19 protein-coding genes are annotated in these 19,976 nt (G+C 71.8%); 11 read left to right on the plus strand and 8 right to left on the minus strand.

The annotated features are described in order from the left end of the window. Positions 1–308 precede the first annotated feature (308 nt). The 7 genes from ABD330_RS01775 to ABD330_RS01805 all read left to right on the plus strand — a co-directional run bounded on the left by ABD330_RS01775 (position 309) and on the right by ABD330_RS01805 (position 9,122). Positions 309–1,577 (plus strand): amidohydrolase, encoded by a 1,269-nt coding sequence (locus ABD330_RS01775; protein WP_425555398.1) that lies wholly within the window; start codon positions 309–311, stop codon positions 1,575–1,577. Positions 1,578–1,797: 220 nt separating this feature from the next. Next, on the plus strand, positions 1,798–2,847 hold the full coding sequence (locus tag ABD330_RS01780) for a BMP family lipoprotein (RefSeq protein ID WP_344459901.1): 1,050 nt from the start codon (positions 1,798–1,800) through the stop codon (positions 2,845–2,847). Positions 2,848–3,274: 427 nt separating this feature from the next. Next, positions 3,275–4,873 (plus strand): ABC transporter ATP-binding protein, encoded by a 1,599-nt coding sequence (locus ABD330_RS01785; RefSeq protein ID WP_425555404.1) that lies wholly within the window; start codon positions 3,275–3,277, stop codon positions 4,871–4,873. 5 nt (positions 4,874–4,878) lie between these two features. Beyond that, complete coding sequence (locus tag ABD330_RS01790; protein WP_344459902.1) at positions 4,879–6,030, plus strand: ABC transporter permease; 1,152 nt, start codon at positions 4,879–4,881, stop codon at positions 6,028–6,030. Between the two features lie 38 nt (positions 6,031–6,068). After that, positions 6,069–7,295: an ABC transporter permease gene (locus ABD330_RS01795; protein ID WP_344460038.1), complete on the plus strand. Its 1,227-nt coding sequence runs from the start codon at positions 6,069–6,071 to the stop codon at positions 7,293–7,295. Beyond that, a complete protein-coding gene (locus ABD330_RS01800; RefSeq protein WP_344459904.1) occupies positions 7,292–7,687 on the plus strand; it encodes a cytidine deaminase in 396 nt (131 codons plus the stop codon). Before ABD330_RS01795 ends, ABD330_RS01800 begins: the two co-directional genes overlap by 4 nt. A gap of 157 nt (positions 7,688–7,844) precedes the next feature. Continuing rightward, entirely contained in the window at positions 7,845–9,122 is a 1,278-nt protein-coding gene (locus tag ABD330_RS01805; RefSeq protein ID WP_344459906.1) for a thymidine phosphorylase, read from the plus strand. 27 nt (positions 9,123–9,149) lie between these two features. On the opposite strand, the gene ABD330_RS01810 is transcribed toward ABD330_RS01805, so the two are convergent. Together ABD330_RS01810 and ABD330_RS01815 are read right to left on the minus strand one after the other, a co-directional pair. Continuing rightward, entirely contained in the window at positions 9,150–9,704 is a 555-nt protein-coding gene (locus ABD330_RS01810) for a Uma2 family endonuclease (RefSeq protein WP_344459908.1), read from the minus strand. After that, positions 9,701–11,008, minus strand: coding sequence for an MFS transporter (locus ABD330_RS01815; protein ID WP_344459909.1), 1,308 nt, complete (start codon positions 11,006–11,008; stop codon positions 9,701–9,703). Before ABD330_RS01815 ends, ABD330_RS01810 begins: the two co-directional genes overlap by 4 nt. Positions 11,009–11,071: 63 nt before the next feature. Here ABD330_RS01815 and ABD330_RS01820 point away from each other — a divergent pair, with 63 nt between their 5' ends. After that, complete coding sequence (locus ABD330_RS01820) at positions 11,072–12,028, plus strand: LysR family transcriptional regulator (RefSeq protein WP_344459911.1); 957 nt, start codon at positions 11,072–11,074, stop codon at positions 12,026–12,028. Between the two features lie 111 nt (positions 12,029–12,139). Here the strand turns inward: ABD330_RS01820 and ABD330_RS01825 are convergent, their stop codons facing one another. Then, complete coding sequence (locus ABD330_RS01825; protein WP_344459913.1) at positions 12,140–13,327, minus strand: MFS transporter; 1,188 nt, start codon at positions 13,325–13,327, stop codon at positions 12,140–12,142. Between the two features lie 137 nt (positions 13,328–13,464). Here ABD330_RS01825 and ABD330_RS01830 point away from each other — a divergent pair, with 137 nt between their 5' ends. The 3 genes from ABD330_RS01830 (at position 13,465) to ABD330_RS01840 (ending at position 15,988) form a co-directional block, all read left to right on the plus strand. Further along, positions 13,465–13,929 (plus strand): MarR family winged helix-turn-helix transcriptional regulator, encoded by a 465-nt coding sequence (locus ABD330_RS01830; RefSeq protein ID WP_344459914.1) that lies wholly within the window; start codon positions 13,465–13,467, stop codon positions 13,927–13,929. 140 nt (positions 13,930–14,069) lie between these two features. After that, on the plus strand, positions 14,070–15,218 hold the full coding sequence (locus ABD330_RS01835; RefSeq protein ID WP_344459916.1) for an adenosine deaminase: 1,149 nt from the start codon (positions 14,070–14,072) through the stop codon (positions 15,216–15,218). Positions 15,219–15,475: 257 nt separating this feature from the next. After that, on the plus strand, positions 15,476–15,988 hold the full coding sequence (locus ABD330_RS01840) for a hypothetical protein (RefSeq protein ID WP_344459917.1): 513 nt from the start codon (positions 15,476–15,478) through the stop codon (positions 15,986–15,988). A gap of 98 nt (positions 15,989–16,086) precedes the next feature. Here ABD330_RS01840 and ABD330_RS01845 read toward each other — a convergent pair whose 3' ends face one another. The 5 genes from ABD330_RS01845 to ABD330_RS01865 all read right to left on the minus strand — a co-directional run bounded on the left by ABD330_RS01845 (position 16,087) and on the right by ABD330_RS01865 (position 19,841). Next, positions 16,087–16,269, minus strand: a complete 183-nt coding sequence (locus ABD330_RS01845) for a PspC domain-containing protein (protein ID WP_344459919.1) — start codon at positions 16,267–16,269, stop codon at positions 16,087–16,089. 152 nt (positions 16,270–16,421) lie between these two features. Beyond that, entirely contained in the window at positions 16,422–17,078 is a 657-nt protein-coding gene (locus tag ABD330_RS01850; protein ID WP_344459920.1) for a VanZ family protein, read from the minus strand. A gap of 118 nt (positions 17,079–17,196) precedes the next feature. Next, positions 17,197–17,499, minus strand: a complete 303-nt coding sequence (locus tag ABD330_RS01855) for a hypothetical protein (RefSeq protein WP_344459922.1) — start codon at positions 17,497–17,499, stop codon at positions 17,197–17,199. Next, positions 17,496–19,061, minus strand: coding sequence for an ATP-binding protein (locus ABD330_RS01860; RefSeq protein WP_344459923.1), 1,566 nt, complete (start codon positions 19,059–19,061; stop codon positions 17,496–17,498). Before ABD330_RS01860 ends, ABD330_RS01855 begins: the two co-directional genes overlap by 4 nt. A 102-nt stretch (positions 19,062–19,163) precedes the next feature. After that, positions 19,164–19,841: a response regulator gene (locus ABD330_RS01865; RefSeq protein ID WP_344459925.1), complete on the minus strand. Its 678-nt coding sequence runs from the start codon at positions 19,839–19,841 to the stop codon at positions 19,164–19,166. Between the last annotated feature and the right edge of the window lie 135 nt (positions 19,842–19,976).

Consider the following 19,976-nt stretch of genomic DNA (forward strand, 5'->3'; position numbering starts at 1 on the left):
TTCGGACAAGAGTGCGCAGCTCAAGACCTTGAACCAAAGCTTTGCCAGCGCATGACCAATCGGCCGGACATATCGGTCATGGACGCGCGTAGCTCGGCTTGCGCGCGTCTTCGCCACCCGCCGTCCACGTCCCGTGCGTCTCCTGTGCGTGTCCTGTGCGACCGTCGGTCGTTGCACAGGACGGTGATCACCGGGAAGGCGGCTGAAACGTGAAGTCATACCCAGCTTCGGAGCCGGTATGCGTCCATCCGGGCAGCCAAATCGGAGAAACCCAGCCAAAAGCAGCTCACCGGCCTACCCTTGTTGAGGTGAACCATCCTCAGCACGCCGATCAGGCGCCCCGCACCCCTGCCCGCCCCGGTTCCGACCTGCGCGCGCGGGTGCGCGCCTACGAGGCCGAGCTGATCGCCTTCCGCCGTGATCTGCACCGGCACCCCGAGTTGGGCCGTCAGGAGTTCCGCACCACCCGGCTGCTCCGCGAGCGCATGCTGGAGGCCGGCCTCTCGCCCCGGGTGCTCCCCGGCGGCACCGGGATGACCGTCGACATCGCACCGGCCGGCCTCAAGTCCGGCACGCCGGTGCTGGCCTTCCGGGCGGACATCGACGCACTGCCGATCGATGACGCCAAGTCAGACGTCCCCTACCGCTCGACACTTCCGGGCCGGGCGCACGCCTGCGGGCACGACGTGCACACCTCGGTCGTGCTGGGCACCGCGCTGGTCCTGGCGCAGGCCGCCCGGACGGGGGAGTTGAAGCAGCCGGTGCGGTTGATCTTCCAGCCCGCCGAGGAGGTGATGCCGGGCGGTGCGCTCGACGTCATCAAGGCGGGCGGGATGGAGGGTGTCGGCCGGATCTTCGCGGTGCACTGCGACCCGAAGGTGAGCGTCGGCCGGATCGGGCTGAAGACCGGCGCGATCACCTCGGCCTGCGACCTGCTCTCGCTGAAGCTGGACGGCCCCGGCGGTCACACCGCCCGGCCGTACCTGACCACCGACCTGGTCACCGCGATCGCCCGGATGGCGGCCGACCTGCCGCCGGCGCTGGCCCGCCGGCTGGACCCGCGCTGGGGCGTCAGCCTGGTCTGGGGCCGGATCGCGGCCGGCTCGGCGCCGAACGTCATCCCGCAGCACGCCGAGCTGGAGGGCACCGTCCGCTGCCTGGAGCTGGCGGGCTGGCGCGAGGCGCCCGAGGTGCTGCACGAGCTGATCGCGAGGATCGCCGAGACCCACCGGGCGAAGTGGACGCTCGACTACCACCGGGGGGTGCCGCCGGTGGTGAACGAGGCCGACTCGATCGCCCAGTTCGAGACGGCGATGACGGCCCGCTTCGGCGCGGGCGGCGGCCCGGTGCCCGCCGGCGGGCCGGTGGTGGAGGACACCGAGCAGAGCCTCGGGGGCGAGGACTTCTCCTGGTACCTGGAGCACGCCCCCGGCGCCCTGGCCCGGCTGGGCGTCCGGCCGCCGCACGACTCGGTCGGCTGTGACCTGCACCAGGGCCGTTTCGACGTGGACGAACGGGCCATCGGCGTCGGCGTCGAGCTGTTCTCCTCGCTCGCCCTGGAGCACGGCCGGAGCTGACCCGGCTTGAGTCGGAGGCGGCTCAGGGTGTTCACTCACTACCACTGGGTAGTGACAACGGGGCCTACAAAGTGTCGCGCTTTGTCCGATTAGTCCGGACGTAGCACCACATTTTGATAACAACCCGAATGCCCTAGCAGGCCGTAACACAACCGTGTTCTACGCGCGTTACGGTGGCGCTCGACCACGCCATACGGGTGTGTGAGAAGGAGATACTCCCTTGCGCCGTTCAATGAAGCTCGCCGCGGTAGTGCTCTCGGGTTCCCTGGGCATCGCCTCGCTCGCCGCTTGCGGCGCAAAGAGCACCGACACCACCACTTCCGCCGGCTCCGGCTCGACCCTCAAGGTCGGCATGGCGTACGACATCGGCGGCCGTGGCGACCAGTCGTTCAACGACTCCGCCGCCCGCGGTCTGGACAACGCCAAGAGCCAGCTGGGCGTCACCGTCAGCGAGGCCGAGGCCAAGACCGGCGAGGCCGAGGCCGACAAGGAGACCCGCCTCACCAGCCTGGTGTCGGCCGGTTTCAACCCGATCATCGCCGTCGGCTTCGTCTACCAGCCGGCCGTCGAGAAGGTCGCCAAGGACAACCCGAACGTCAAGTTCGCGATCATCGACTCCTCCTCCACCACCCAGCCGAGCAACGTCACCTCGCTGACGTTCACCGAGCAGGAGGGCTCGTACCTGGCCGGCGTCGCCGCCGCCCTGAAGTCCAAGACCAAGCACGTCGGCTTCATCGGCGGTGTGCAGTCCGAGCTGATCAAGAAGTTCGAGGCCGGTTACAAGGCGGGTGTGAAGTCGGTCGACCCGAGCATCGCGGTCGAGACCACCTACCTGTCCACCCCGCCGGACTTCACCGGGTTCAACGACCCGGGCAAGGGCAAGGAAGCCGCCCAGGGCCAGCTGGACAAGGGCGCGGACGTCATCTACTCGGCGGCCGGCTCCTCGGGCTCCGGTTCGATCGAGGCCGTCGCGATGGCCGGCAAGTGGGCCATCGGCGTCGACTCCGACCAGGCCGCCCAGCCGGCCCTGTCGAAGTACAAGGACCACATCCTCACCTCGATGGTGAAGAACGTGGACACCGCTGTGCTCGCCTACATCACGGCTGCCAAGAACGGCAACCCGCTCACCGGCGTCAAGACCTTCGACCTCAAGGCGAACGGTGTCAGCCTGGCCACCACCGGCAACCACATCGACGACATCAAGTCGCAGCTGGACGCCGCCGCCCAGCAGATCACCTCGGGTGCCGTCAAGGTTCCGACCGCCCCGTAAGTACGGGCGCGAGTCAGTCCCGGGATCAGCGCCCCACCTGGTCGATGCTGTACCTGACCGGCGCCGATCCGAGCACTGACGCACCGGTGCCGCCGCAGCGGCGGCGGCACCGGGAACGAGTACCGCAGTACCTGTAGCAGCAGGGAGGGGCCCGGCGGGGTGCGCTTGACGCGCGCCCACCGGGCCCCGTCCTTTCCCGTTCACTGATCCTTCCCCGATCTTGGCCCTCCAGCGCAACGACGCGCCTCCCGATCACCAGGAGATCGCCATCACCGCTTCCGATCCCGCCCAGAACTTGGGCGGCACCCCCAGCGCGGGGACGGCGACACCGGCCGTCGAACTGCGCGGCATCACCAAGCGCTTCCCCGGCGTCGTGGCCAACCACGACATCGACATCACCGTCGCCCGAGGCACCGTGCACGCCCTGATGGGTGAGAACGGCGCCGGCAAGTCGACCCTGATGAAGATCCTCTACGGGATGCAGCGTCCCGACGAGGGCACCATCGCCATCGACGGCGAGTTGGTCGAGTTCCACACTCCCGGCGACGCCATCGCGCGCGGCATCGGCATGGTGCACCAGCACTTCATGCTGGCCGACAACCTCACGGTGTGGGAGAACGTCGTCCTCGGCGGCGAGAGCCTGCACGGCATAGGAGCCAGGGCCAAGGCGAAGATCAAGGAGATCTCCGACCAGTACGGCCTGGGCGTCCGCCCGGAGGTCCTGGTCGAGGACCTCGGTGTCGCCGAGCGGCAGCGGGTCGAGATCCTCAAGGTGCTGTACCGCGGCGCGAAGATCCTGATCCTGGACGAGCCCACCGCCGTCCTCGTGCCGCACGAGGTGGAGGCGCTGTTCGGCAACCTCCGCGACCTCAAGTCCGAGGGCGTCACGGTCATCTTCATCTCGCACAAGCTGCACGAGGTGCTCTCGGTGGCGGACGCGATCAGCGTCATCCGCCGCGGCACCACGGTCGGCGACGCGGACCCGAAGACCGTCACGGCCCGCCAGCTCGCCGAGATGATGGTCGGCGCGGAGCTGCCCTCCCCGGAGAGCCGCGAGTCGACCGTCACCGAGACCGAGATGCTCCGGGTCGAAGGCCTGCGGATCGCCAAGGCCGACATCGAGGGCATCGAGCGCGTCGTCCTGGACGACATCTCGCTCGCCATCCACAAGGGCGAGATCCTCGGGATCGCGGGTGTCGAGGGCAACGGCCAGGCCGAACTGGTCGAGGCCATCATGGGCATGCTGCCGCCGGACGCCGGCACGGTCGTGCTGGACGGCACCGACATCTCCGACCGGCTGACCCGCGCCCGCCGCGAGGCCGGCATCGGCTACATCCCCGAGGACCGCCACAAGCACGGCCTGCTGCTGGAGGCCCCGCTCTGGGAGAACCGGATGCTCGGGCACGTCACCGAGGCCCCGAACTCCAAGGGCTTCCTGCTGGACCCGGCCGGGGCCCGCAAGGACACCCTGCGGATCGTCGCCGAGTACGACGTCCGCACCCCCGGCATCGAGGTCACCGCGGCCTCCCTCTCCGGCGGCAACCAGCAGAAGCTGATCATCGGCCGCGAGATGAGCCACAACCCCAAGCTGCTGATCGCGGCCCACCCGACCCGCGGTGTGGACGTCGGCGCGCAGGCGCAGATCTGGGACCAGATCCGGGCCGCCCAGCGCGAGGGCCTGGCGGTGCTGCTGATCTCCGCCGACCTGGACGAGCTGATCGGGCTCTCCGACACCATCCGGGTGATCTACCGGGGCCGGCTGGTCGCGGACGCCGACCCGGCGACCGTCACGGCCGAGGACCTGGGCACCGCGATGACCGGTGCGGCCGCCGGCCACATCGAGTCGGACGCCGATGCCCTGGCCGCCGCCGAGGCCGTCGCCGCCGAGGGCACCACGGCCGAGACCGCCGTCGCCGCCGAGGACGGAACCGAGACCGCTGAGGCGACAGTCGCCGAGGCCGGGACCTCCGAGGCCGAGGCCGAGCCCACCGAGACCGCCGAAGCCGACCCGCAGGCGGGGGAGTAACCCACATGACCAGTCCCAACCCTGCCAAGCGCACGCTTGCCCAGCGGTTCGACACCGAGCGCATCGTGCTCGGTCTCGCCGCACCGGTGCTCGCGGTGCTGCTCTCCGTGGCGATCTGCTCGGTCCTGCTGCTCACCTCGGGCCGTGACCCGTTCAAGGCGTTCAACGTGATGATCACGTACGGAACCGCCTCGGACGGGCAGGTGCTGATCATCAACCGCACCACCGTGTACTACCTGGCCGCCGTGGCCGCCGCCTTCGGCTTCCGGATGAACCTGTTCAACATCGGCGTCGAGGGCCAGTACCGGATCGCCGCGCTGTTCGCGGCGTACGTCGGCGCCCAGCTCAACCTGCCGTCGTTCATCCAGATCCCGCTGCTGCTGGTCACCGCCATGCTGGCCGGTGGCATCTGGGCCTCGATCGCCGGTGTGCTGAAGGTGTACCGGGGTGTCAGCGAGGTCATCTCGACCATCATGCTGAACGCGATCTCGCTCGCGGTGGTCGGCGTGCTGCTGGTGCCCGGTGTCTTCGCGCCGAAGGTCAGCAGCACCAGCAACAGCGTCCAGACCAGCCCGATCTCGGCCTCCAGCCACTTCTTCTCGTTCAACACGGCGGGCGGCACCCTCTGGGGCTTCGTGCTGATCGCGGTGCTGGTCGGGGTGCTCTTCCAGGTCGTGCTGACCCGCACCCGGTTCGGCTACGACCTGCGGGCCACCGGCCGTTCGGAGACCGCCGCGAAGGCCTCCGGCGTCAACGTCAAGCGGATGGTGCTCACCAGCATGGCCGTCTCCGGCGCGCTCGCCGGCCTGATCGGCATGCCGGACCTGCTGCAGAACTCGTTCAACTACGGCACGAGCTTCCAGCAGGGCCTGGGCTTCACCGGTATCGCGATCGCCCTGCTCGGTCGCAACAGCCCCATCGGCATCGTCTTCTCGGCGCTGCTCTTCGCCTTCATGGACGTCACCGCCGTGCAGCTGCCGCTCCAGGGCGGCTTCCCGCAGGAGATCGTCCAGGTCATGCAGGGCACCATCGTCATCTGTGTCGTCGTCGCCTATGAACTGGTGCGCCGCTACGGCCTCAAGCGCCAGCAGCAGAAGGTCGGCATCGAGCTCGCCGCCCAGGCCGCTGCGGCCGCCAACAAGGAGGTGGCCGCGTGAGCACCGCAACCACTGCGCGCCCGAAGGTCCCCGGCAAGATGCCGGCCAAGAAGGGCAAGCTGTCCGTACCGGTCGTGCTGCTGCTGATCGCGGCCGCGCTGCTGCTGTTCTCCGCCGTCGGGATAGTGACGGGCAACCACGGCCTGACCTCCTCCGGCCAGATCAGCGCCGCACTCGGCTCGGCCGTGCCGATCGCCCTCGCGGGCCTCGGCGGTCTCTGGTCCGAGCGGGCCGGCGTGGTCAACATCGGCCTCGAAGGCATGATGGTGGCCGGTACCTTCTGCGGGGCCTGGGCCGGCTACCTGGTCAACCCGTGGGTCGGCCTGCTCGCAGGCATGGCCGGCGGCGCGCTCGGCGGTCTGCTGCACGCGGTCGTCACCGTCACCTTCGGCGTCGACCACATCGTCTCCGGTGTCGGTATCAACCTGCTGATCCCCGGCATCTGCGCGTACGTCAACAAGATCTACTACACCGACTACGTCTCGGTCGGCGCCGGCGCCAACCAGTCCCCGCCGGCGAACCCGCTGCCGTACATCACCGTCCCGGGGCTCTCGTCCTGGCTGTCGGGCATCGAGGGCCACCACTGGTTCCTGGTCTCCGACGTCGCCGGTGTGCTGGGCGGCCTGGTCACCGACCTGTCCGTGGTGATCGTGATCGCCGCCGTGTTCATCGTCGGCAGCTACTTCCTGCTGTGGCGCACCGTCTTCGGCCTGCGCCTGCGCTCCTGCGGCGAGAACCCGACGGCGGCCGAGTCGCTCGGCGTCAACGTCTACAAGTACAAGTACCTCGCGGTCATCGCCTCGGGTGCCTTCGCGGGCCTCGCCGGTTCGTACCTCTCGCTGGTCGCCTCGCACTTCTACAAGGACGGCCAGACCCAGAACCGCGGCTTCATCGGCCTCGCCGCCATGATCTTCGGCAACTGGATGCCGGGCGGCCTGTCCGTCGGCGCCGGGCTGTTCGGCTTCACCGACAGCCTCCAGCTGCGCGACCCCGACTCGGTGCACGTGCTGCTGATCGTGGTCTCCATCGCGCTGGCGCTGCTGCTGCTCTGGCAGGTCTACCGCCGCCGGTTCACCGCCGCGGCCATCACCCTGGTGGCGGCGGCCGGTCTGGCGGCCTGGTACGCGGGCTCGGACGCCGTGCCGCGCCCGCTGATCGTCGCCACGCCGTACGTGATCACCCTGGTGGTGCTCGCGCTGGCCTCGCAGCGGCTCCGTCCGCCGAAGGCCGACGGGCAGATCTACCGTAAGGGCCAGGGCAAGTGACGGCCGCTCGGTCCGTGGACTGGGACGCGCTGCGCACCGCGGCCCGTGACGCGATGTCACACGCGTACGCGCCGTACAGCAAGTTCCCGGTCGGCGCCGCCGCCCTGGTGGACGACGGCCGCACGGTCACCGGCTGCAACGTGGAGAACGCCTCGTACGGACTCGCGCTCTGCGCCGAGTGCGGCCTGGTGTCCGCGCTGCACGCCGGCGGCGGCGGCCGGCTGGTGGCGTTCACCTGTGTGGACGGCGCCGGCGAGCTGCTGATGCCGTGCGGGCGCTGCCGCCAGCTGCTGTACGAGCACGGCGGCCCGGACCTGCTGGTCGAGCTGCCCTCGGGCGTGAAGACCATGGCCGAGGTGCTGCCCGACGCGTTCGGGCCGGAGCGGCTGTAGTCCGGTGTAGTCCGGCAGTTCCGCAGTTCGTCGAGGTTCGACCGGAGATGCTCTGGCAGATCCATTTGTTACGCGCGTAGAGTGTCGCGAAGCGGCGGGAGTCATTTCCGCCCTTTCGCGACACTCTTCGCTTTTGACCCACATTCTTGGAGAGCCCATGGACGCCCCCTCCGTCATCAGGACCAAGCGCGATCGCGGAGAGCTGACCGACGCTCAGATCGACTGGGTGATCGACGCCTACACCAAGGGTGAGGTCGCCGACGAGCAGATGTCCGCGCTGGCCATGGCGATCCTGCTGAACGGCATGAACCTCCGCGAGATCAGCCGCTGGACGGACGCGATGATCCGCTCCGGCGTCCGGATGGACTGGTCCGCGCTCGGCATGCCGACCTCCGACAAGCACTCCACCGGCGGCGTCGGCGACAAGATCACCCTGCCGCTCGCCCCGCTCGTCGCCGCCTGCGGCGCGTCGGTGCCCCAGCTCTCCGGCCGCGGCCTCGGCCACACCGGCGGCACCCTCGACAAGCTGGAGTCCATCCCCGGCTGGCGGGCGCTGCTCTCCAACGACGAGATGATGTCCGTGCTGCGCTCGTCCGGTGCGGTGATCTGCGCGGCCGGTGACGGCCTCGCCCCCGCCGACAAGAAGCTCTACGCGCTGCGCGACGTGACCGGGACGGTCGAGGCCATCCCGCTGATCGCCTCGTCCATCATGTCCAAGAAGATCGCCGAGGGCACCGGCGCCCTGGTGCTGGACGTGAAGGTCGGCTCCGGCGCCTTCATGAAGAACCTCGCCGACGCCCAGGAGCTGGCCCGCACCATGGTCGGCCTCGGCAAGGCGGCCGGGGTCAACACCGTCGCGCTGCTCACCGACATGTCCACCCCGCTCGGCCTCACGGCCGGCAACGCGCTGGAGGTCCGCGAGTCGGTCGAGGTGCTGGCCGGCGGCGGCCCGGCCGACGTGGTCGAGCTGACCCTCGCGCTGGCCCGCGAGATGCTCGCGGCCGCGGGCGTGCACGGCAAGGACCCGGCGGACGCGCTGCGCGACGGCTCCGCGATGGACCACTGGCGCCGCATGATCAGCGCCCAGGGCGGCGACGTGGACGCCCCCCTCCCGGTCGCCCGCGAGCAGCACGTCATCACGGCCCCCGCGTCCGGCATCCTCACCGGCCTCGACGCGTACGGCGTCGGCGTCTGCGCCTGGCGCCTCGGCGCCGGCCGGGCCCGCAAGGAGGACCCGGTGCAGGCCGGCGCGGGCGTCGAGATGCACGCCAAGCCGGGCGACACCGTGGTGGCGGGCCAGCCCCTGCTGACCCTGCACACCGACACCCCCGAGCGCTACGACTACGCCATCGAGGCCCTCGAAGGCGCCGTCACCGTCTCCCCGGCGGGCACCGCGTTCACCCCGAACCCGATCGTGCTGGACCGCATCGCGTGACGCTCCGTCCTGCGTACGTACGGCCCGTCAGGCGTACGTACGCAGGACGCTGGTGTCGACGGACCAGGGGCCGACGGTGATGGTGTCGCCGAAGGCGAACTTCTCGCGCGAGGCGTAGTGCGGGGTCGAGTGCACGATGCCCGTGCCGTCCCGGGGGTCGATCAGGAGGTAGTGCGGGATGCCCATGGCCGCGTAGTCGCGGACCTTGTTCTCGTAGTCGTTCTCCGGGTTGGACCGCGACACGACCTCCATCACGAGGAGGACCTGATGCGGAAGGACCGCGCGTCTTTCGCTTTCGAGGAACTCGTCAGGGAAGATCATGAGATCAGGGTTCCGCAGCTGGCCGAGTCCAGGGTCTTCGAGGTCCGCGCCGCCATGGGCGATGTAGCCGGGGTGTGTCTGCGGGAGCTGGGCTTCCAACTGCTGAGCGATCCGTCGTACCGCGAGTTCGTGGCGCGCGACCGGCGACATCATCATGACGATCTCGCCCTCGGCGATCTCTATCTTTCCGATTCCCGGGATCTGCGGAAGCTGGTCGGCGATCTCGCGCAGCCGGGCGTACGTGGCCGGATCGATGCTCATGCCCGCAGCGTACCGGCGGCCGCTGTCCGTCGGGTGGTGATCGCCCGGCGGGTGGCGTAGAGGGTGACGGCGGCGGCCAGGGTCATCGCGGTGAGGCCGACGGCGGCGGCGCCGTCCCAGCCGACCGAGTGGTAGGCGTCGGCGCCGAGGATGCCGCCGAGGCTGTTGCCGAGGTAGTAGGCGATCAGGTAGAGCGCGGAGGCCTGCGCGCGCCCCTCGGTCGCGGTGCGGCCCACCGAGGAGGAGGCGGTGGCGTGGCCGACGAAGAAGCCCGCCGTGATCAGGACCAGGCCGAGCAGCGCGCAGAGCAGCGAGCCGGCGAGCGAGAGCAGCAGCCCGGCCGCGCAGACGCCGATCGCGACGTAGAGGGCGCCCCGGCGGCCGAGGCGGGCGGCGATGCGTCCGGCACCCGCCGAGGACGCGGTACCGACCAGATAGACCACGAAGATCGAGGCCGCGACCGACTCCGGCAGGTGGAAGGGCGCGGAGACCAGCCGGTAGCCGACGGTGTTGTAGACCGCGCCGAAGACCGCCATGAACAGCGCGCCCAGCGCGTAGAGCCGCAGCAGTAGGGGGTTGCGCAGGTGCCCGCCGACGGTACGGGCCAGCGCGGCGGCGTTCACCGGCGCCGGGCGGAAGTGCCGGGCCGCCGGGATCAGCAGCCGGAAGGCCAGCGCGGCGAGCAGGGCCAGCGCGGCCGAGGCCGCCAGCCCCCAGCGCCAGCCCCAGGCCGCCGCCGTCCAGCCGGAGACCAGCCGCCCGCCCATGCCGCCGATGCTGTTGCCCGCGACGTACAGACCCATCGCGGAGGCCAGCGCACTCGGGTGGACCTCCTCCGCCAGGTACGCCATCGCGGTGGCCGGGAGCCCGGCGAGCGCGGCGCCCTGGAGGAGGCGCAGCACGATCAGCGTGCGCAGGTCGGGGGCGAACGGCAGCGCCAGGGCGATCCCGGAGGCGGTCACCACCGAGGCGGTCATCACCGCCGTCCGTCCGTACCGGTCGGAGAGCGCGCTGGCGGGGAGCAGGGCGAGGGCGAGCCCCAGGGTGGCGGCCGAGGCCGTCCAACTGGCCTGGCCCGGCGTCAGGCCGAGGTCGGCGGAGAGGATCGGCAGCAGGCCCTGGGTGGAGTACAGCAGGACGAAGGTGGCGATCCCGGCGGCGAACAGCGCGAGGTTCGAGCGCCGGAAGGCGCGGTCACCCGGGCGGTGCCGGAGGTCGGTGGAGGCGGACGGCTGGGAGGGGGAAGGCTGGTGGGCGGCATCCGGCAGGGCGACCGCGGATGCCCCGGTACTGGCGGGCGGCATGCCTCGAAGGTAGGACTGGCGGGTCTGATGCGTCCAATGCATGGATCACCGACAATCGATGCCATGACGTATGACAGCAGTTCGCCGCCGTTCGCCCCGGCCGAGGTCGATCCGCAGAGTGCGGCCGCCCGGCTCGCGCCGCAGCTGGCGCAGTTCGCGGCGGTGGCCCGGCTGGAGCACGTGACGCAGGCGGCGCAGCTGCTCGGGATGCCGCAGCCCACACTCTCCCGGGCGGTCGCCCGGCTGGAGGCGGAGCTCGGGGTCCAGCTGCTCTCCCGGGAGGGGCGTACCGTCCGGCTGACCCGGGCCGGGCGGCTGCTGCTCGGCGGCGTCGAGCGCGCGCTCGCCGAGCTGGAGCGCGGGGCGGAGGCGGCCCGCGCGGAGGCCGACCCGGCGGCCGGCCGGGTCGCCTTCGGCTTCCTGCACACCATGGGGACGGACGCGGTGCCCGCGCTGCTGCGGGACTTCCGGGCCGAGCACCCGAAGGTGCGGTTCCAGCTGGTGCAGGACTACGTCACGGCGATGCTGGAGCGGCTGCGCGCGGGGGAGCTCGACCTCTGCCTGGTCTCACCGCTGCCTGACGCCCCGGACCTGACGGCCCGGGTGCTGGACGAACAGCGGCTCTACCTGACCGTGCCGGCCGACCACCGGCTGGCCGGGCGGCGGCGGATCCGGCTGGCCGAGGTCGCGGACGAGCCGTTCGTCGCGGTCGAGGAGGGGTACGGGCTGCGCGCGATCACGGACGGGTTCTGTGCGGAGGCCGGCTTCGCCCCCCGGATCACCTTCGAGGGCGAGGAGGCGGAGACCCTGCGCGGGCTGGTCGCGGCCGGGCTCGGGGTGGCCCTGCTGCCGCCGTCCCTGGTGCCGCGTCCCGGCGTGGTGGACCTGGAGGTCAGCGCCCCGCGCACCCGCCGGGCGATCGGGCTGGCCTGGGCCACCGGCCGCCCCCTGACCCCGCCGGTGGCGGCCTTCCGCGACTTCGTCCTGTCCCGGCGCGGACGGCTCCTGGAGCACGACTGACTGCTGTGCGGGCGCCACTCGGCGGGCGAGTGCGGCAAGGGGGCGCGGGCGGTACCCGGCGGGCGAGTGCGGCAGGGAGCGCGGGCGGGGCAGGACCCGGGGCGCGGGCCGCTACCCCAGCGGGACCGGCACCGCAGCGCGGGAGCGTCGTTCCAGGGCGGAGGAGAGGACGGCGAGTCCGAGCGCGGAGGCGGTGAGGGCCGCGCCCACCAGGTTGGGGGCGGTGTACCCGTACCCGGCGGAGATGACCACTCCGCCGAGCCAGGCGGCCACCGCGTTGCCGAGGTTGAATGCGCCGATGTTGACGGCGGAGGCGAGCGTGGGGGCGTCGGCGGTCTGGTCGAGCACGCGCTTCTGGAGCGGGGGGACGGTCGCGAAGCCGAAGGCGCCGAGCAGCGGGATGGTGATCGCGGCCGCGAGCTGGTGGTGCGCGGTGAAGGTGAAGAGCAGCAGGGTCAGGCTCAGCGCGCCGAGCGAGACGTACAGCAGGGGCATCAGCGCGCGGTCGGCGAAGCGGCCGCCGAGCAGGTTGCCCGCCACCATGCCGAGGCCGAAGAGCACCAGCAGCCAGGTCACCGAGGAGTCGGCGAAGCCGGCCGGGCCGGTCATCATCGGTGCGATGTAGGTGATCGCGGCGAAGACTCCGCCGAAGCCCAGCACGGTCATCGCCATCGCCAGCGCGACCTGGACGTTGCGGAAGGCGGCGAGTTCGCGGCGGAGCCCGGGGCCCGGGCGGTGACCGGCGCCGGGCCCGGGCCGGGCGGGGACGAGGGCGGCGATCCCGGCCAGTCCGACCAGGCCGATCGCGGCCACCAGGGCGAAGGTGGTGCGCCAGCCGAAGTGCTGGCCGACCAGGGTGCCGAGTGGGACGCCGACCACGTTGGCGACGGTGAGCCCGGTGAACATCAGCGCGATGGCGCCGGCCTTCCGGTGCGGGGCCACCAGGTCGGCGGCCAGCACCGAGCCGATGCCGAAGAACGCGCCGTGGGCGAGCGAGGCGACGACCCGTCCGGCGAGCAGCAGCCCGAAGTCGGGGGCGACGGCGGAGAGCGCGTTGCCGAGGACGAAGAGGCCCATCAGCAGCATCAGCATCCGCTTGCGGGGGATTCGGCTGCCGAGCGCGGCGAGCAGCGGGGCGCCGGCCACCACCCCGAGGGCGTAGCCGGTGACCAGGATCCCGGCGGACGGGATGGTCACGTCGAAGCTGTCGGCCACCTGGGGCAGCAGGCCGGTGATGACGAACTCGGTGGTGCCGATCCCGAAGGCGCCGATGGCCAGGGCCAGGAGTGCGAGGGGCATGGCCCGTCCTCCAGATTGTTGTGCAGACCTGTTAACGGCTTCGACAATAAATGCAGACGCTGGATACTTGCAAACGCTGGCTATTTCGGGACCGGGTCTATCCTGGTCCGTAGGACACGCGCGAGGAGGGCCGTACGGTGTGGCACGGCGACAGGAACGGGCACGGCGAGGGCGGCGGACGCGGTTCGGCGCAGGGGTGGTGTGCACTCGCCCTGCTGCACGGAAAGATCGAGGCGCACCTCGAACGCGAGCTCCAGGGCGCCCACGGCCTGAGCGTGCGGGAGTACTCGCTGCTGGACGTGCTCAGCCGGCAGAACTCGGGCGAGGGGGGGCACCTGCGGATGGGTGAGGTCGCCGAGGCCGTGGTGCTGAGCCAGAGTGCGACCACCCGCCTGGTCACCCGGCTGGAGGACCGGGGGCTGCTGTCGCGCTACCTCTGTGCGACCGACCGGCGCGGCATCTACACGGACGTGACCCGAGCCGGTCTGGAGCTGCTGGAGCGGGCCAGGCCCACCAACGACGCGGCGCTGAGCGAGGCGCTCGACGCGGCCGAGGGCCGCCCGGAGCTGGCCTCGCTGGTGGCGGTGGTCCGCGCCCTCTGAGGCCCCTCGGGCCTTCGGGGGCCGCTGCCGGGTCCTCCGGCGTGCGGCCGTCCGGCCGTCCGGGAGTGCCTTGGGCCGTCCGGGGGATTCGCCGGTGATCGACGTGGTCATTCTACGCGCGTAGGCGCTACACTCCCGCAATGGAGAAGCAGACCACCGCCACCGCGGGCACCACCGGCCCCCGCATCCCCACCGCAGACCAGATCGCCCGTGCGCCCAAGGTGCTCCTGCACGACCACCTCGACGGCGGGCTGCGTCCCGAGACCATCGTCGAGCTGGCCGCCGCCTGCGGTTACGAGGGTCTTCCCACCACCGACCCCGTCAAGCTCGGCGTCTGGTTCCGCGAGGCCGCCGACTCCGGTTCGCTCCCGCGCTACCTGGAGACCTTCGCCCACACCTGCGCGGTGATGCAGACCCGCGAGGCGCTGATCAAGGTCGCCGCCGACTGCGCCGAGGACCTGGCCGCCGACGGGGTCGTCTACGCCGAGGTCCGGTACGCCCCGGAGCAGCACCTCGAGGCCGGCCTGACCCTCGACCAGGTCGTCGAGGCGGTGCAGGAGGGCTTCCGCCTCGGCGAGGCCAACGCCCGCGCCAACGGCCACCGGATCCGGATCGGCACGCTGATCACCGCCATGCGGCACGCCGCCCGCTCGACCGAGATCGCCGAGCTGGCCAACCGCCACCGCGACTCGGGCGTGGTCGGGTTCGACATCGCGGGCGCCGAGGCGGGCTTCCCTCCCACCCGCCACCAGGCCGCCTTCGACTACCTCAAGGGCGAGAACAACCACTTCACCATCCACGCCGGTGAGGCCTTCGGCCTGCCGTCGATCTGGGAGGCCCTGCAGTGCTGCGGCGCCGACCGGCTCGGCCACGGTGTCCGGATCATCGACGACATCACCGTGAACGAGGACGGCAGCGTCCAGCTCGGCCGCCTCGCCGCGTACGTGCGTGACAAGCGCATCCCGCTGGAGATGTGCCCGACCTCCAACCTGCAGACGGCGGCGGCCGCCTCCTACGCCGAGCACCCGATCGGGCTGCTGAGCCGGCTGAAGTTCCGGGTGACGGTCAACACCGACAACCGGCTGATGAGCGGGACCAGCATGAGCCAGGAGTTCGGCCACCTGGTCGAGGCGTTCGGCTACACGCTGGGCGACATGGAGTGGTTCACCACCAACGCGATGAAGTCGGCCTTCCTGCCGTTCGACGAGCGGCTCGCGATGATCACCGACGTGATCAAGCCGGGCTACGCCGAGCTCAAGGCGGAGTGGCTGTTCAGCGCGGGTCTCTGAGAGTCCGGGCGCGAGCCCGGAGCTGAGCCGCCGTCCTGGTGACGGCGCGTCGGGCGGGCACGGGTCCATCGCCGGGACCCGTGCCCGTCCGGCTTTTGACTGATGGTCGGACAACTCATCCGAACGAGGGGCTCCTCTTTGATCCGCGCGCAACCTTGTCACTACGGTGTGGCAGTCAACGCTGACACGGTGTAGCGGTGGGTGCCCCCGGGTGCCGCCCGCGCGCCGGCCACCGACGAGGACTTGAGGACCAACTCATGAAGAAGGCCACTCTGAAGGCTGCCGGGACTGCTGCGCTCGGTGTCGCGATGGCGGTCGTGGCGGCCGGCTCCGCCTCCGCCGCTCCGCTCGCCCCGGGCGGGCTCGGGCTCCCGACGGGTGCGTTGGCCCACTCCGACGCCATCACCGGCACCGCGACCGGCGCGGTCTCCAAGATCCCGGCCGCCGCGCCGGTCACCGACGCGGTCGGCAGCCTCAACCCCAGCGTCGGCAGCGCCCTGCACCCCGCCCCGGCCGCCGCCCCCGCCCCCGCTCCGGCTCCGGCCGCTGCCCCGGCAGCGGCGCCCGCGCACGCCCCGGCCGCCCAGGTCGCGCCCGTCACCCCGGCCGCCCCGGCGCAGGTCGACCCCGCGATGGCCTCCCCGGGGACGTCCGACGCTCCTGCCGCCGCCTCCGCCACCCGTGGCCTGCCGGGTTCCGAGGGCCTGAGCAAGGTCCCGGGCGCGGGCCTGCTCACCGGGGCCCTGCCGCTGCCCGGCCTGGCCGGCTGACGCCGCCGCCACCGCAGGGCGCGCCCCCACGCCCCCGCGCCCGAAGGGCTGTCTCCCCCCGCAAGATCGGGGGGAGACAGCCCTTCGGGCGTGTACGGCTACGGCTCCTGCGGGAGCAGCAGCCAGAGCGCCAGGTAGATCAGGAACTGCGGGCCGGGCAGCAGGCAGGACGCCAGGAACAGGATGCGGACGGTCCACGGGGCCAGCCCGAAGCGGGCGGCGATCCCGGCGCAGACCCCGGCGAGGATGCGGTTGTGGCGAGGGCGGGCGAGCGAGCTCATGGTGCGCTCCGAAGGGTCTCGGCCCGGTGCCGGACTGTCCGGTGGGCATGATCCAATCCTCCGCGCGCCGCCCGTCCGAGGCGTCAGCCCTGGTGCCGATCCCGACCCCTGGTTTCTCACCGGGGAGGTGTACGGCGAGGTCAGGGACGGTCTCAGGGGTGTCCCTGACCGAGGCCGGACGCCGCCAGCTCCAACGTCCGGACGCTCGCCGGTGCCGGTGCCGTCGTCGTTGCGGTCGCCGCCGGGGTAGGCCGCTCGCGGGGGTCGGTGTCACGCCCGTCGTGCCCGTCGTGCGGGTGGTTCCGGTCCGGCCGGTCGCGGAGCAGCAGCGCCCGGGCCGCCGGGACGGCGATCAGGTGGCAGCAGGCCACCCCCAGGGTGCCGAGCACGATGTCGTCGACGTTCAGCAGGTGGCCCGGCGCCCACCCCTTGAGGATCTCCAGCGCGGTGGCCAGCAGCGCCGCGCCGCCGGTGGTGCGCAGGAAGGACGGCAGCCAGGCCGTCCGCAGCCGTCCGCAGACCAGCGGGAGCAGGAGCCCGAGCGGAGCCAGCGGCAGCAGGCCGTCGGCGAGTTGCCGCAGGCCTGCCAGCGGGCCCAGCGTCATGGCCTGCCCTACGGAGGCGAAGGGTGTCAGGTTCGCGGGCGAGGTCCAGTCGGCGGCCGACGGGCGCAGCGCCAGCCAGCCCAGCACGGTCAGCTGTCCGGCGAGCGCGACCAAGCCGAGCATCCGCAGCCGGTGGGAGGCCTGGGGAGCGGTCGTCGGCCGGCCGGCCGGGCTGTCCCGGGCCGGTCCGTCGGTGTCGCGCACGGAGTGCGTCAGGCTGCCATCTCGCTGCACGCCGGGGAGGACGCGCACCGGGCCGCGAACGGTTCCCGGCGGGTCCCCGGCCGGACGGTCCCGGGCTGGGCGGCCCCGGGCCGGGCCGTCACGGGCAGTGCGACGGCGACGGTGACGGACGGCTGGGCGTGGGCACGGCGCTGAACACGCTCTTCGGCACCTGCGAGGGCGCGGACGTCACCGACGGGACGGTTCCGGGGGTCGGCGTCACGGACCCGGACGGCTTCGGCGTGGCCGACGTGTCGGCCGCCTCTGGTACCCGGACGGGGCTCGGGCAGGCCGTCCGGCTCGCGGGTGCCCCGGCGTCGACCGGTACGGCGGTCGGGCGGATGCCGCAGCCGCTCAGCGCGGCCAGCGCGATGATCCCCACCGCCGCTCTTCGTACGTTCACTTGCTCTGCTCCTGGCTGCGCCCGTGGCCGGCGGGCGGTGTGGTGCGGGTGGTGGTGCCGGTGGTGATGATGGCGGTGGATTCGGCCGGTACCGGCTGGGTGAGCGGCAGGGTCAGGGTGAAGACCGCGCCGGTCCCGCCGTTGGCAGCGGTGATGGTGCCGCCGTGGATCTGTGCGTTCGCCATCGCGATCGACAGGCCGAGCCCGCTGCCCTCGGACCTGGCCCGGCCCTTGTCCGCCTTGTAGAAGCGGTCGAAGACGTGCGGCAGCACGTCCTCCGGGATGCCGGGGCCGCTGTCCGAGACCTCCACCACCACGGTGTCCGCCGTCTCACGGACCCGCACCCGCACCGGCGAGCCGCCGTGCTTGAGCGCGTTGCCGATCAGGTTGGCGAACACCACGTCCAGCCGGCGCGGGTCCACCACGGCCAGTACCCCGCGCGGCGCGTCCAGTTCGACCGCGTCGTACCAGGCCCGGCCGTCGATGCAGGACATGATCAGGTCGGCGATGTCCATCTCGTCGGCGACCAGCTTGGCGGTGCCGGCGTCGAACCGGGTCACCTCCATCAGATTCTCCACCAGGTCGGAGAGGCGCCGGGTCTCGCTGACCACCAGCCGCACGGCGGGCGCGATCATCGGGTCCAGGGTGTCGGCCTCGTCCTCCAGGATGTCCGTCACTGCCGTCATCGCCGTCAGCGGGGTCCGCAGCTCGTGCGACATGTCGGCGACGAACCGGCGGCTCTGCGCCTCGCGGGCGCTCAGCTCCTGGACCTGCTCGGCGAGCGACTCCGCCGTCCGGTTGAACGTCCTTGCCAGATCGGCGAGTTCGTCCGCCCCCTCGACCTCCAGGCGGGTGTCGAGATGCCCCTCGCCGAGCCGTCGGGCGGCGTCCCCGAGCCGGCGGACCGGGCGCAGCACGGTCGCCGAGGCGGCCTGGGCGAGCAGGGCCGAGCCGATCAGCGCGAGCAGGGTGGCGATCGCCAGTGAACAGCTCAGCGTGTAGAGATCGGCCCGTTCGGTGTCGAGTGACTTGAACATGTAGGCCGTGGGCCCGGTCGGCACCACCTTCGTACCGCCGACCACGTACGGGTGGCCGTTCAGGTTCACCCGCTGCCAGTACAGGTGGTAGGCGTTCGGGGAGTGCGAGGTGACCTGGCGCGGCTTGGCGACGGTGACCCGCAGCGCCGCCGGGACCTGGTCCACGGTGAAGTGCGTCGGGTCGGAGGAGGCGGTGCAGCCGGGCTGGGCGTCGTCGACCAGTACCACCTGGTAGTTGAGCCCCGAGGTGGCCACCAGCCCGGCCAGGTCGACGAGTTGCTGGCAGGTCGCGTTGAGCGGCAGGTCCGAGACGTTGCGGGTCAGCGAGAGCCGGAAGTCCTTGAGCGCCGCGTCCTGGGCCCGTTGGAGCACCGCGTCCCGGTTCAGCCAGTACGCGATCCCGGACGCCGACACGGCGGTGGTCAGCGCGACGGCGGCGAACACCGCGATCAGCCGCACCCGCAGCGAGCGCAGGTGCCGCCATCGCACCGGGCGCGGGCAACGAGGGGTCTGAGGGTCAGTCAACGGGGCTCACCATCGATGGCAGAAGGGCAGGGGGCATCAGGGACACGGGGCATCAGGGGCGTGAGGCGACAGGGACATGGGGCGACAGGGCCGGGACGCAGCTCAGGCAGGCGGGTCGAGGCGGTAGCCGACCCCGCGGACCGTCCGGATCAGCGTCGGCGCCGAGGGCACGTCCTCCACCTTGGCCCGCAGCCGCTGGACGCAGGCGTCCACCAGCCGGGAGTCGCCCAGGTAGTCGTGCTCCCAGACCAGCCGGAGCAACTGCTGCCGGGACAACGCCTGGCCGGGCCGGCGGCTCAGTTCCAGCAGCAGCCGCAGCTCGGTCGGCGTCAGCTGGAGGTCCTCGCCGTCCTTCGTGACGGTCATCGCGGACCGGTCGATGACCACGCTGCCGTAGACGGAGGAGTCCGAACTCTCCCGTTCACCGCGGCGCAGCACCGCCCGGATCCGGGCGTCCAGCACGCGTGGCTGCACCGGCTTGACCACGTAGTCGTCCGCGCCCGACTCCAGCCCGACCACCACGTCGATGTCGTCCGAGCGGGCGGTCAGCAGGATGATCGGCAGCTGGTCGGTGCGCCGGATCCGGCGGCACACCTCGAAGCCGTCGATGCCGGGCAGCATGACGTCGAGCACGATCAGGTCCGGCCGCTGCTCCTTGAAGAGCTTCAGGCCGTCCTCGCCCGAGGCGGCGGCGGCCACACGGTGGCCCTGGCGGGTGAGAGCGAGTTCGAGGCCGGTCCGGATGGCGTCGTCGTCCTCGATCAGAAGGAGGAAAGGCACGGGCTCATTCTGGCCCACGCGGCGCGTCTCATCACCCACCCGGGTGGTGCTCGTCCTCCCGTGCAACCGGAACCGCGGCTTCGGCGTCCCCCACAGTGCCGGCGGTGCGGACCGAAGACCCGTCGGCTGTGACAC

Source organism: Kitasatospora kazusensis, from assembly GCF_039529945.1.
GTDB classification, from domain to species: Bacteria; Actinomycetota; Actinomycetes; order Streptomycetales; family Streptomycetaceae; genus Kitasatospora; species Kitasatospora kazusensis.

Excerpts from the sequence above, each read along its gene's own strand:
- ABD330_RS01820 (WP_344459911.1), top strand. The coding sequence starts at position 11,072 with ATGACGTATGACAGCAGTTCGCCGCCGTTCGCCCCGGCCGAGGTCGAT.
- ABD330_RS01805 (WP_344459906.1), top strand. The coding sequence starts at position 7,845 with ATGGACGCCCCCTCCGTCATCAGGACCAAGCGCGATCGCGGAGAGCTG.
- ABD330_RS01785 (WP_425555404.1), top strand. The coding sequence starts at position 3,275 with ATGGGTGAGAACGGCGCCGGCAAGTCGACCCTGATGAAGATCCTCTAC.
- ABD330_RS01810 (WP_344459908.1), bottom strand. The coding sequence starts at position 9,704 with ATGAGCATCGATCCGGCCACGTACGCCCGGCTGCGCGAGATCGCCGAC.
- ABD330_RS01815 (WP_344459909.1), bottom strand. The coding sequence starts at position 11,008 with ATGCCGCCCGCCAGTACCGGGGCATCCGCGGTCGCCCTGCCGGATGCC.
- ABD330_RS01835 (WP_344459916.1), top strand. The coding sequence starts at position 14,070 with ATGGAGAAGCAGACCACCGCCACCGCGGGCACCACCGGCCCCCGCATC.
- ABD330_RS01845 (WP_344459919.1), bottom strand. The coding sequence starts at position 16,269 with ATGAGCTCGCTCGCCCGCCCTCGCCACAACCGCATCCTCGCCGGGGTC.
- ABD330_RS01790 (WP_344459902.1), top strand. The coding sequence starts at position 4,879 with ATGACCAGTCCCAACCCTGCCAAGCGCACGCTTGCCCAGCGGTTCGAC.
- ABD330_RS01840 (WP_344459917.1), top strand. The coding sequence starts at position 15,476 with ATGAAGAAGGCCACTCTGAAGGCTGCCGGGACTGCTGCGCTCGGTGTC.
- ABD330_RS01795 (WP_344460038.1), top strand. The coding sequence starts at position 6,069 with ATGCCGGCCAAGAAGGGCAAGCTGTCCGTACCGGTCGTGCTGCTGCTG.
- ABD330_RS01825 (WP_344459913.1), bottom strand. The coding sequence starts at position 13,327 with ATGCCCCTCGCACTCCTGGCCCTGGCCATCGGCGCCTTCGGGATCGGC.